This is a genomic window from Streptomyces sp. NPDC051105 (assembly GCF_040682795.1).
Taxonomy (GTDB): domain Bacteria; phylum Actinomycetota; class Actinomycetes; order Streptomycetales; family Streptomycetaceae; genus Streptomyces.
This window is the reverse complement of record NZ_JBFBBR010000006.1, coordinates 56,309-67,774: the sequence shown is the minus strand read 5'-3', so window position 1 is coordinate 67,774 and position 11,466 is coordinate 56,309. Positions and strand designations below refer to the sequence as shown.

The following is an 11,466-nucleotide window of genomic DNA, read 5'->3' as shown; positions in this document are numbered from 1 at the left end:
ACGAAAAAACCCCAGTCATATGACTGGGGTTTCTCCTACGAGCTGGAGCGGACGACGAGGCTCGAACTCGCGACCTCAACCTTGGCAAGGTTGCGCTCTACCAACTGAGCTACGTCCGCACTGCTCCCGACCGGCTCCCACCGATCGGTGCGAGCACCAGCCTACCTGATCCACAAGCATGACCAGGACCGGCGGTGCAGAGCGGGTGACAGGAATTGCACACTGCGCCTTCCCCCTGGAAGGGGGATGTTCTACTACTGAACTACACCCGCATGTACTCCGTGGGTTTCGGTCTTTCGGCCGCGCCCCTCGGCGTGCTCCAGACATTAGCTGATCAGCAGGGGGGTAGCGCAAGTCGGCTGTCCTCGGGGGCCGGTGACGGTCCCTGAGGACAGCCCGAGCCGCGTCTCACTGCGCGGCGCTGAACGCCTCGTAGACCTTCTTCGGGATACGACCGCGCGCCGGGACATCCATCTTGTTCGCCTGCGCCCAGGCGCGGACGGCCGCCGGGTCGGGGGCGACCTCCGTCTGCTTGTACGCCTTGCCCGACTTCGACCGCTTGCGGCCGGCCGTCACGTACGGCTCGAGGGCCTTACGCAGTTCCTTGGCGTTGGCTTGATTCAGATCGATCTCGTACGACTTGCCGTCGAGTCCGAAGGCGATCGTTTCCGCCGCTTCCGAGCCGTCGATGTCGTCAAAGAGAGTGACCACGACCTTCTGCGCCACGAATATCGGTCCCTTCGTGTGGCACGTCTATACAGCTCATCGACGATGACGCGATGACGGAGATGACGTGCCGAGTATCGGCTATTGCCAATTCATTTGTACAGTGCCTGGCAATACAAAGTGAAGCCCGACTAAATCCGCCCGCGTGTCCCGGGCGCAATAGATGTCATGGGCGAACCCGGGGAACTTTCCCAGAACTTTTCGTGTGGATCCCCCGCTGTCACCCGATCGTGATGCGGCTCACGTAGTTTCCTACAACTCTACTCGCGTAGAAATTTTGTGCGGGTAGTCTGAAGACACCTGTCGGGGACCCCGGCAGCGCCTGCTCAGCAGCCAGCACCACAACACCGGGAGTGCCAGTGGCACGCGTCGTAGTCGACGTCATGCTCAAGCCGGAGATCCTCGACCCCCAGGGCCAGGCGGTCCAGCGTGCGCTGCCACGCCTGGGTTTCGAAGGCATCTCCGATGTCCGTCAGGGAAAGCGATTCGAACTGGAAGTTGACGGGCCGGTCGACGAGGCCGCGCTCGCCCGCATCCACGATCTTGCGGAATCCTTCCTCGCCAACACCGTGATCGAGGACTTCACCGTTCGGGTGGATGAAGTCGCGGAGGCGGCCAAGTGACCGCTCGTATTGGCGTCGTCACTTTCCCCGGAAGTCTCGACGACCGGGACACCCAGCGTGCGATCCGGCTCGCGGGTGCCGAACCGGTGGCCCTCTGGCACAAGGACAAGGACCTCCACCAGGTCGACGCGGTGGTCCTCCCCGGCGGTTTCTCCTACGGCGACTATCTGCGGGCCGGCGCCATCTCGCGTTTCTCGCCGGTGATGGAGACCGTCATCGAGCAGGCGAAGGCCGGCCTCCCGGTCCTCGGTATCTGCAACGGCTTCCAGATCCTCACCGAGGCCCATCTGCTCCCGGGCGCGATGCTCGGCAACAACCACCTCCACTTCATCTGCCGCGACCAGAAGCTGCGGGTGGAGAACGCGGGCACCTCCTGGACCGGCGACTACCGCGAGGGCCAGGAGATCCACATCCCGCTGAAGAACATGGACGGCCGGTACGTCGCCGACGAGTACACGCTCGACGAGCTGGAGGCCGAGGGCCGGGTGGTCTTCCGCTATCTCGACCTCAACCCCAACGGCAGCCTCCGCGACATCGCCGGCATCACCAACGCGGCCGGGAACGTCGTAGGCCTCATGCCGCACCCGGAGCACGCCGTCGAGCCGCTCATCGGCTCCGGCCGCACCGACGGTCTGCCGTTCTTCACCTCGATCCTCAAGAAGCTGGTCAACGCATGAGCCGGACGCCTCTGGACACGGTCGAGCACGCGGCCGCGACCCCCGACGTCGAGCTGCCCTGGGCCGAACTCGGTCTGAAGAAGGACGAGTACGAGCGGGTGGTGGAGATCCTCGGCCGCCGCCCGACCGGCGCCGAACTCGCCATGTACTCGGTGATGTGGTCCGAGCACTGCTCGTACAAGTCCTCCAAGGTCCACCTCCGCCAGTTCGGCGAGAAGGCCCCGCAGAGCGACGCGCTCCTGGTGGGCATCGGCGAGAACGCGGGTGTCGTCGACGTCGGCCAGGGTTACGCGGTCACCTTCAAGGTCGAGTCCCACAATCACCCGTCGTACGTGGAGCCGTATCAGGGCGCTGCCACGGGCGTCGGCGGCATCGTCCGCGACATCATCGCGATGGGCGCCCGCCCGGTCGCCGTGGTCGACCCGCTGCGCTTCGGCGCCGCCGACCACCCCGACACCAAGCGGGTGCTGCCCGGCGTCGTCGCCGGCATCGGCGGCTACGGCAACTGCCTGGGCCTGCCCAACATCGGCGGCGAGGTCGTCTTCGACGCCTGCTACCAGGGCAACCCGCTGGTCAACGCCGGTGCCATCGGTGTGATGCGGCACGAGGACATCCACCTCGCCAAGGCCTCCGGCGCGGGCAACCAGGTCATCCTGTACGGCGCCCGGACCGGCGGCGACGGCATCGGCGGCGCGTCGATCCTGGCGAGCGAGACCTTCGACGACGCGAAGCCCTCCAAGCGCCCCGCCGTCCAGGTCGGCGACCCGTTCCAGGAGAAGCTGCTCATCGAGTGCACGCTCGAGGCCTTCGCCGAGAAGCTGGTCGTCGGCATCCAGGACCTCGGCGCGGCCGGTCTGTCCTGCGCCACCTCCGAGCTGGCCTCGAACGGCTCCGGCGGCATGACCGTCACCCTCGACGACGTACCGCTGCGCGACTCGACCCTCTCGCCCGAGGAAATCCTCATGAGCGAGTCGCAGGAACGCATGTGCGCGGTGGTCGAGCCGGCGAAGGTCGAGCGGTTCCTGGAGATCTGCGCCAAGTGGGACGTCATCGCGACGGTCATCGGCGAAGTGACCGATGGCGACCGCCTCGAGATCTTCTGGCACGGCGAGAAGATCGTGGACGTCGATCCGCGCACGGTCGCGCACGACGGCCCGGTCTACGAGCGCCCGTACGCCCGCCCGTCCTGGCAGGACGCACTCCAGGCGGACGACGCGAACAAGCTGCCGCGCCCGGCGACGAGCGAGGAGCTGAAGGACCAGGTCCTCAAGCTGGTGGCCTCCCCCAACCAGGCCTCCAAGAAGTGGATCACCTCCCAGTACGACCACTTCGTGCAGGGCAACACGGTCCTCGCCCAGCCCGAGGACTCCGGCATGATCCGCGTGGACGAGGAGACCGGCCTCGGTGTCGCCATCGCGACGGACGGCAACGGCCGCTTCGCCAAGCTGGACCCGTACGCGGGCGCGCAGCTGGCGCTGGCCGAGGCCTACCGGAACGTGGCGACGACCGGCGCCAAGCCCCTCGCCGTCTCCGACTGCCTGAACTTCGGTTCGCCGGAGGACCCGGCGGTGATGTGGCAGTTCGCCGAGGCCGTGCGCGGTCTGGCGGACGGCTGTCTGCAGCTGGGCACCCCGGTGACCGGCGGCAACGTCTCGCTCTACAACCAGACCGGCGAGGCGGCCATCCACCCCACCCCGGTCGTGGCGGTCCTCGGCGTGATCGACGACGTCGCCCGCCGCACGCCGGTCGCCTTCCAGGAGGAGGGGCAGCTGCTCTACCTCCTCGGCGACACCCGCGAGGAGTTCGGCGGCTCGGCCTGGTCCCAGGTCGTCCACGACCACCTGGGCGGTCTGCCCCCGAAGGTCGACCTGGAGCGCGAACGCCTCCTGGCCGAGATCCTGATCTCCGCCTCCCGTGACGGCATGATCGACTCCGCGCACGACCTGTCCGACGGCGGTCTGATCCAGGCGGTCGTGGAGTCGGCGCTGCTCGGCGGAAAGGGCGCGCGTCTGGTCGTACCGGACGGGCTCGACGCCTTCACCTTCCTCCTCTCCGAGTCGGCCGGCCGCGCGATCGTCGCGGTACCGCGCTCGGAGGAGGTCCGCTTCAACGACATGTGCGGCGCGCGGGGCCTGCCGGTGACGCGCATCGGCGTCGTGGACGGAGACTCGGTGGAGGTCCAGGGCGAGTTCACCCTCACCCTGTCCGAACTGCGCGAGGCGCACGAGGGCACGATCGAGGCGCTGCTCGCGTAGCCGGTCCTGCGACGACGAAGGCCCCGCCCGGATTCATGTTTCCGGGCGGGGCCTTCCCGGCGGGGCCTTCCCGGCCCAGCGGACGTAGTTCTTGAGGATCTCCGTGCCGAGTTCGATGCCGATCGGATCGGGAAGGAGCACCTTCTCACCGAACTTCGCGGCACGGACGACCCGGTAGCCACCGACCTTCTGGTCCGGCGAACCGTGCACCGTCCGGGTCGGTTTATTCCGTTTCGCCGTTGATCACTCGCAGGGGTGGTCGCCGGCACACCGTGCCCTTCGGCAAGCGCGTCGCCCTTCCGGGACCTTTCACGTGCGAGCCGGACACCTCATCCTTCTGGCATGCACCTGCGTGATGTCACCCCGGACGACGTGGACGCCTACGTCCGCATGCGCTGCGACCCCGTGATGATGAAGGACCTCGGCGGACCGCTACCCCCCGAGGGCATGAAGGACAAGGTGCGCCGGGACGCCGAGCAGGCGGCAGCCGACACCTCCTGGATCAAGATGATCGTCCCCGATCCCGGCACCCCCGACATCGTCGCGGGCCATGTGTGCATCTGGGCGCACGACGAGGACGGGAAGCCGATCTCGGAGATCGGCTGGATGGTCCTGCCCGAGTTCCAGGGCCGCGGCCTCGCCAAGCTCGCCGCCCGCACCCTCCTCGAACAGGCCCGCGACGAGCACCGCTGGGGCGACATCCACGCCTTCCCGGCGACGGGCAACGGCCCCTCGAACGGCATCTGCCGATCCCTCGGCTTCCGCCTTCTCGGCGAGGTCGACGTCGACTTCGCGGACCGGGTCATCCACAGCAACCACTGGGTGATCACGCCCCGCTGACCGACCTCACGCGGGTAGGGCCTCGACGATCGGCTCCCCGATCGACCGGACCGCACCGCGGCCGTCACGAGCGCCCGCGCGCTGCCCTCGGCCTGGTCGAGAAGGGCTACGGGGATATGCCGTGAAGGACACTCGTTCGCCGTGAAGCTGCGCCCATGAATAGGCTCACCGCCATGCCTCAGGCCAAGAAGCGTGCCCGCAGTTACGACCCGGTCAAGACCCGCGCCGCGGTCCTCGCCCAGTTCGGCAACGTGCGAGAGGCCGTCCAGGGCCTCACCCCCGAGCAGCTCGCGCTCCCCACCCGGCTCGGCGAGTGGACCGTACGGGACCTCGTCGCCCACATCGGCATGGCCGTCACCGCCGTCCACCGGGCCCTGGACCAGCCCGAGCCGGCCGCGGCGGACGCGGTCCTTCTCGACTGGCCCTTCCGGACCGCCGCCAACTCCTCGGCGATCTCCGACTTCACCCGGCGGCTCGCCGACGGCCACCCCGACCTCGACGCCTACCTCGCCGACGCCGACGGCAGCCTCCGTGCCCTGCTCGCCGCGCACCCCGGCACCCGGCTGCTCGCCACCAGCGCCGGCGCGATGTCCCTGGACGACTACCTGGTGACCCGGACCGTCGAGCTGGTCGTCCACACCGACGACCTCAACGCGGCCCTCGCGGGACCGGAGGTGCCCTTCGACCGGCAGGCCCTGGCCGCGTGCACCCGGCTGCTCGCCGACGCGCTCGCGGTCAAGGCACCCGGCGGCTCCACCGAGGTGCGGGTGCCGCCGTACGCCGTGGTGCAGTGCGTCGAAGGTCCCCGGCACACCCGGGGCACCCCGCCGAACGTCGTCGAGACCGATCCGCTCACCTGGATCCGGCTGGCCACCGGACGGCTGGAGTGGCAGGAGGCCCTGGCGGACGCCAAGGTCAGTGCCAGCGGGGAACGGGCGGACATCGGGGCCCTGCTGCCCCTCATGAGCTGAGGGAACCGACCGACCGGGGTGTTCCGTCGAACCGGCATGTACGGGTACAAGCAGCGCACGCAGCGTAGGACCCTGACCATGACGGCGGCCGCCGTGCTCATCCCGCTCGCGGTGGCCTGCGGCGGTGAGAAAGCGGGGGTCTCGGTGGGGGCCCAGCCCCCGGTGACCGGGATCGAGTGGACCGTCGACAGCGTGACCGTCGACGGCACCAGCCGGCGCGCCCCGGCACATGCCCACGTGAGGATCGACGACGGCAGGGCCGCCGGCAGCTACGGGTGCAACCAGTTCAGCGCCACGGCGAAGGTCACCGACGACCGGATCAGGCTGAGCAACGCCCGCACCACCCGCATGGCCTGCGACAACACCCGCATGACCTTCGAACGCGCCCTCGCCGGCATCCTCACCGCGGGGCCGCTCACCACCCGGGCCGACGGCAGGAAACTCACCCTCACCACCGTCGGCGGCGACCGGGTCGAGCTGTCCAGGAAGTGACCTCCGCCGCCCCGAATGATGTGCGACACCTCACTCAGAGATACGGTGCGAGGGGGTTGCGCGGGCACCGGTCCGCACGAACGTTCCCCGGCTGGAGAATCCTCCCACCGCGTTGACCAGCGGAAATGGAGAAAGCCACCAACGCGTCCGCGGTCGTAGATCCATTACGGCCGGCTATCCCCAATTCGGACCAGTGGTCGATCTCGCCTACACTCGGTGCTGTGCCACGTGGTGACGGTCTCCTCAATCACGATCTGCTCCCCGGTGAGAAGGGACCCCAGGACGCTTGCGGCGTCTTCGGTGTCTGGGCTCCCGGTGAAGAGGTCGCCAAGCTCACGTACTTCGGGCTGTACGCCCTCCAGCATCGGGGCCAGGAATCCGCGGGTATCGCGGTCAGCAACGGCTCCCAGATCCTCGTCTTCAAGGACATGGGGCTGGTCTCCCAGGTCTTCGACGAGACCTCCCTCGGTTCGCTCCAGGGGCATATCGCGGTCGGTCACGCCCGCTACTCGACCACCGGTGCCTCCGTGTGGGAGAACGCCCAGCCGACGTTCCGCGCCACCGCGCACGGCTCGATCGCGCTCGGCCACAACGGCAACCTCGTCAACACGGCGCAGCTCGCCGAGATGGTCGCCGACCTCCCGAAGGACACCCACGGCCGGTCCACCCGGGTCGCCGCCACCAACGACACCGACCTGCTCACCGCGCTCCTCGCGGCCCAGGTCGACGCCGACGGGAAGCCGCTGACCATCGAGGAGGCCGCGCACGCGGTCCTGCCGAAGGTCCGGGGCGCCTTCTCCCTCGTCTTCATGGACGAGCACACCCTCTACGCCGCCCGTGACCCGCAGGGCATCCGCCCGCTGGTCCTCGGCCGCCTTGAGCGCGGCTGGGTCATCGCCTCCGAGTCCGCCGCCCTCGACATCTGCGGCGCCAGCTACGTGCGCGAGATCGAGCCGGGCGAGTTCGTCGCCGTCGACGAGAACGGCCTGCGTACCTCGCGATTCGCGGACGCGAAGCCCAAGGGCTGTGTCTTCGAGTATGTGTACCTGGCCCGCCCCGACACCGACATCGCCGGCCGGAACGTCTACCTCTCCCGGGTGGAGATGGGCCGGAAGCTCGCCAAGGAAGCCCCGGTCGACGCCGATCTGGTGATAGCGACCCCGGAGTCCGGCACCCCGGCCGCCATCGGCTACGCGGAGGCCTCCGGCATCCCGTTCGGCAACGGTCTGGTCAAGAACGCCTATGTCGGCCGGACCTTCATCCAGCCCTCGCAGACCATCCGGCAGCTCGGCATCCGTCTGAAGCTGAACCCGCTGAAGGAAGTCATCAGGGGCAAGCGGCTGGTCGTCGTCGACGACTCGATCGTGCGCGGCAACACCCAGCGGGCGCTGGTGCGCATGCTCCGCGAGGCGGGCGCGGCCGAGGTCCACATCCGGATCTCCTCGCCGCCCGTGAAGTGGCCCTGCTTCTTCGGCATCGACTTCGCCACCCGCGCCGAGCTCATCGCCAACGGCATGACCATCGACGAGATCGGCACCTCGCTCGGCGCCGACTCCCTGGCCTACATCTCCATCGACGGCATGATCGAGGCGACCACCATCGCCAAGCCGAACCTCTGCCGCGCCTGCTTCGACGGTGAGTACCCGATGGACCTCCCGGACCCCGAGCTGCTGGGCAAGCAGCTCCTGGAGACCGAACTGGCCGCCGGTCCGGCAGCCACGGCCGCGGCCGACGCGATCCGTCGCCCGTAAGCCTCGTAGCAACCAACCCGAAAGATCCCAGGCAATGTCTGCTGCAGACAATCAGTCGCCTCCGGCGACGGGTGCTGTTCCCGGTGCTTCCTACGCGGCTGCCGGTGTCGATATCGAGGCGGGCGACCGCGCCGTCGAGTTGATGAAGGAGTGGGTGAAGAAGACCCGGCGCCCCGAGGTCCTCGGCGGCCTCGGCGGCTTCGCCGGCCTCTTCGACGCCTCCGCCCTCAAGCACTACGAGCGCCCGCTGCTCGCCTCCGCCACGGACGGCGTGGGCACCAAGGTCGACATCGCCCGGCAGCTGGGTGTGTACGACACCATCGGCCACGACCTGGTCGCCATGGTCATGGACGACATCGTGGTGTGCGGCGCCGAGCCGCTCTTCATGACCGACTACATCTGCGTGGGCAAGGTCCACCCCGAGCGGGTCGCCGCGATCGTCAAGGGCATCGCCGAGGGCTGCGTGCTGGCCGGCTGCGCCCTGGTGGGCGGTGAGACGGCCGAGCACCCGGGCCTCCTCGGCGCGGACGACTTCGACGTGGCGGGCGCCGGTACGGGCGTGGTGGAGGCCGACCGGCTGCTCGGCGCGGATCGTATCCGTACGGGTGACGCGGTGATCGCCATGGCGTCCTCCGGGCTTCACTCCAACGGGTACTCCCTGGTCCGGCATGTCCTGCTGAACCAGGCGGGGCTAGCGCTCGACGCGCACGTCGAGGAACTCGGCCGCACCCTCGGCGAGGAACTCCTGGAGCCGACCAAGATCTACTCGCTGGACTGCCTGGCCCTGATCCGCACCGCCGAGGTGCACGCGTTCAGCCATGTGACCGGCGGTGGACTCGCCGCGAACCTGGCCCGGGTGATCCCGGACCACCTGCACGCGCGCGTCGACCGCGCCAGCTGGACGCCGGACCCGATCTTCGACCTGGTCGGCCGGACCGGCGAGGTCGAGCGGCTCGAACTGGAGAAGACGCTCAACATGGGCGTCGGCATGATCGCGATGGTCCCGCAGGAATCGGTGGACGTGGCGCTGGCCACACTGACCGACCGCGGGGTCGACGCATGGGTGGCCGGCGAGATCACCGAGCGCGGCGAGCACACCACGGGCGCGGAGCTGGTCGGCGACTACGCGCCGAACTAGCCGCTCCGGCTGGTGAGGAGCGGGGTCCGGAGCCGGGCCCTGTGAGACCAGCACAAAACCCGGTCCGGCGTCAGAACCCCGGACCGGGTATGTGAACGGCTAAGCAGCCGCGGGCATTACGCACCGCGACGATGTTGAGACTGGGGCCCGGACTGGTCGTCCTCGTCCTCGTCGTCATCGTCGTTGTAGAGATCCGCGTACTGGGCGTACGGGTCGTCGTCCTCGTCGTCGTCCTCGAACGGCTCGCCATTCGGCGGCTGGCTCGAAGTCGAAGCGCCCAGCTCGCTGGCCAGACGTGACAGGTCAGTCCCACCGCTGTTGTACTTCAGCTGGCGGGCGACCTTCGTCTGCTTGGCCTTGGCCCGGCCGCGCCCCATGGCTCGACCCCCTCGGTGACGGGGCTCGACGGCCCCAGAGTCTGACACGCGTTCATGATCCGGAACGGACTCTCCTCGGAGAGACCGGTCCGTAGGGCTTCCACGGTACCTGAGCCCGCGCCCATACGGTACGTCGCCCGCACCACGGCCCTGGCTGCACGACCCGCGAGGCGCCCCGTCCCCGCTGGTCAACGACGATTTTAACCACTTCCTGGCGGGCGACCCGCCGACGAACGTGAGAGTTCTCTCCAACTGCCCGTCGGCGGGTACCGGAAATCCGTGCGGAAACCCGGCGTCCGGTCAGCGTCCACCCGCCGTTGCCGCTTCGTGCATCCGCTGTTCGGCGATCCGGTCCGCCGCCGCGGCAGGCGGAATTCCGTCATCCTTCGCACGAGCGAATATGGCCAGCGTGGTGTCGAAGATCTTCGCCGCCTTGGCCTTGCACCGGTCGAAGTCGAACCCGTGCAGCTCGTCGGCGACCTGGATGACCCCGCCGGCGTTCACCACGTAGTCCGGCGCGTAGAGGATCCCGCGGTCGGCGAGGTCCTTCTCGACGCCGGGGTGGGCGAGCTGGTTGTTGGCCGCTCCGCACACCACCTTGGCGGTCAGGGCCGGCACGGAGGCGTCGTTCAGCGCGCCGCCGAGCGCGCAGGGGGCGTAGATGTCGAGGCCCTCGACGCGGATCAGCGCTTCGGTGTCGGCGGCGACCTGGACCTGGGGGTGCCGGTCGGAGATCCGGCCGACGGCCTCCCGGCGCACGTCGGTGACGACCACCCGGGCGCCCTCCTCCAGCAGGTGCTCCACCAGGTGGTGGCCGACCTTGCCGACGCCCGCGATGCCGACGGTGCGGCCGCGCAGCGACGGATCGCCCCACAGGTGCTGGGCGCTGGCCCGCATGCCCTGGTAGACGCCGTACGCGGTGAGCACGGAGGAGTCGCCGGCGCCGCCGTTCACCGGGGAACGGCCGGTGGTCCAGCGGCACTCGCGGGCCACGACGTCCATGTCGGCGACATACGTACCGACATCGCAGGCGGTGACGTACCGGCCGCCGAGCGAGGCCACGCACCGCCCGTAGGCGAGCAGCAGCTCCTCGGTCTTGTCGCGCTCGGGGTCCCCGATGATCACGGCCTTGCCGCCGCCGTGGTCCAGACCGGCCATGGCGTTCTTGTACGACATCCCGCGCGCCAGGTTGAGGGCGTCGGCGACGGCCTCCTCCTCGTTCGCGTACGGGTAGAAGCGGGTGCCGCCGAGGGCGGGGCCCAGCGCGGTGGAGTGGATGGCGATGACGGCCTTGAGGCCGCTCTTGCGGTCCTGGCAGAGCACGACCTGCTCGTGACCGCCCTGGTCCGAGTGGAACAGGGTGTGCAGGACGCCGGTGGAAACGTCGGTCACTGTGGTGACTCCCGGTTGTGTTCGCGGCGAGTGGAAGCGGGGGGCTCCCTGGGGGTTCCCCCCCCACGGCTTTTGGCCAGTGGGGGGAGGGTGACGGGATCCTGGCATGAGCGTAGAGCTATTGCCCGTCCACCATCCGCGCCGTGTTCAGGATCACTCTCCCGCGCCGCGTGTGCACGAATGAGCGTGGGACGATTTGCTGTGGTTTCGCGGCTGCTCCGTAG

12 protein-coding genes and 2 tRNA genes are annotated in these 11,466 nt (G+C 69.0%); 8 read left to right on the top strand and 6 right to left on the bottom strand.

Features of this window, described 5'->3' with window-relative positions; all coding sequences use genetic code 11:
• Nucleotides 1-43: 43 nt before the first annotated feature.
• The 3 genes from AB0N16_RS16625 to AB0N16_RS16615 all read right to left on the bottom strand — a co-directional run bounded on the left by AB0N16_RS16625 (nucleotide 44) and on the right by AB0N16_RS16615 (nucleotide 726).
• A tRNA-Gly gene (locus AB0N16_RS16625) sits at nucleotides 44-119 on the bottom strand.
• Nucleotides 120-200: 81 nt separating this feature from the next.
• Nucleotides 201-272 (bottom strand) — tRNA-Gly (locus AB0N16_RS16620).
• Between the two features lie 136 nt (nucleotides 273-408).
• The gene (locus AB0N16_RS16615) at nucleotides 409-726 is read right to left on the bottom strand and encodes an Lsr2 family protein (protein WP_351695523.1); all 318 of its coding nucleotides are present in this window, start codon (nucleotides 724-726) and stop codon (nucleotides 409-411) included.
• A gap of 359 nt (nucleotides 727-1,085) precedes the next feature.
• On the opposite strand from AB0N16_RS16615, the gene purS reads away from it, so the two are divergent.
• The 3 genes from purS to purL are packed head-to-tail and all read left to right on the top strand — an operon-like array spanning nucleotide 1,086 to nucleotide 4,281.
• The gene (purS, locus tag AB0N16_RS16610; protein ID WP_093501106.1) at nucleotides 1,086-1,349 is read left to right on the top strand and encodes a phosphoribosylformylglycinamidine synthase subunit PurS; all 264 of its coding nucleotides are present in this window, start codon (nucleotides 1,086-1,088) and stop codon (nucleotides 1,347-1,349) included.
• Entirely contained in the window at nucleotides 1,346-2,026 is a 681-nt protein-coding gene (gene purQ, locus AB0N16_RS16605; RefSeq protein ID WP_365797249.1) for a phosphoribosylformylglycinamidine synthase subunit PurQ, read from the top strand. The genes purS and purQ overlap by 4 nt, the downstream gene beginning before the upstream one ends.
• Entirely contained in the window at nucleotides 2,023-4,281 is a 2,259-nt protein-coding gene (purL, locus tag AB0N16_RS16600) for a phosphoribosylformylglycinamidine synthase subunit PurL (protein ID WP_365797247.1), read from the top strand. The genes purQ and purL overlap by 4 nt, the downstream gene beginning before the upstream one ends.
• 33 nt (nucleotides 4,282-4,314) lie before the next feature.
• On the opposite strand, the gene AB0N16_RS16595 is transcribed toward purL, so the two are convergent.
• Nucleotides 4,315-4,491 (bottom strand): hypothetical protein, encoded by a 177-nt coding sequence (locus AB0N16_RS16595; RefSeq protein ID WP_365797245.1) that lies wholly within the window; start codon nucleotides 4,489-4,491, stop codon nucleotides 4,315-4,317.
• Between the two features lie 132 nt (nucleotides 4,492-4,623).
• On the opposite strand from AB0N16_RS16595, the gene AB0N16_RS16590 reads away from it, so the two are divergent.
• The 5 genes from AB0N16_RS16590 to purM all read left to right on the top strand — a co-directional run bounded on the left by AB0N16_RS16590 (nucleotide 4,624) and on the right by purM (nucleotide 9,473).
• Entirely contained in the window at nucleotides 4,624-5,121 is a 498-nt protein-coding gene (locus tag AB0N16_RS16590; protein WP_365797243.1) for a GNAT family N-acetyltransferase, read from the top strand.
• A gap of 173 nt (nucleotides 5,122-5,294) precedes the next feature.
• Nucleotides 5,295-6,092, top strand: coding sequence for a sterol carrier family protein (locus AB0N16_RS16585; protein ID WP_365797241.1), 798 nt, complete (start codon nucleotides 5,295-5,297; stop codon nucleotides 6,090-6,092).
• A gap of 78 nt (nucleotides 6,093-6,170) precedes the next feature.
• Nucleotides 6,171-6,584 (top strand): META domain-containing protein, encoded by a 414-nt coding sequence (locus AB0N16_RS16580; protein ID WP_365797239.1) that lies wholly within the window; start codon nucleotides 6,171-6,173, stop codon nucleotides 6,582-6,584.
• A 221-nt stretch (nucleotides 6,585-6,805) separates the two neighbouring features.
• Nucleotides 6,806-8,335, top strand: a complete 1,530-nt coding sequence (gene purF, locus AB0N16_RS16575; protein WP_365797237.1) for an amidophosphoribosyltransferase — start codon at nucleotides 6,806-6,808, stop codon at nucleotides 8,333-8,335.
• Between the two features lie 34 nt (nucleotides 8,336-8,369).
• Complete coding sequence (gene purM / locus AB0N16_RS16570; protein WP_365797235.1) at nucleotides 8,370-9,473, top strand: phosphoribosylformylglycinamidine cyclo-ligase; 1,104 nt, start codon at nucleotides 8,370-8,372, stop codon at nucleotides 9,471-9,473.
• A gap of 116 nt (nucleotides 9,474-9,589) precedes the next feature.
• On the opposite strand, the gene AB0N16_RS16565 is transcribed toward purM, so the two are convergent.
• Both AB0N16_RS16565 and AB0N16_RS16560 read right to left on the bottom strand, forming a co-directional pair.
• On the bottom strand, nucleotides 9,590-9,850 hold the full coding sequence (locus AB0N16_RS16565) for a DUF3073 domain-containing protein (RefSeq protein WP_351937593.1): 261 nt from the start codon (nucleotides 9,848-9,850) through the stop codon (nucleotides 9,590-9,592).
• A 300-nt stretch (nucleotides 9,851-10,150) separates the two neighbouring features.
• The gene (locus AB0N16_RS16560; RefSeq protein WP_365797233.1) at nucleotides 10,151-11,242 is read right to left on the bottom strand and encodes a Glu/Leu/Phe/Val dehydrogenase dimerization domain-containing protein; all 1,092 of its coding nucleotides are present in this window, start codon (nucleotides 11,240-11,242) and stop codon (nucleotides 10,151-10,153) included.
• Nucleotides 11,243-11,466: the final 224 nt, after the last annotated feature.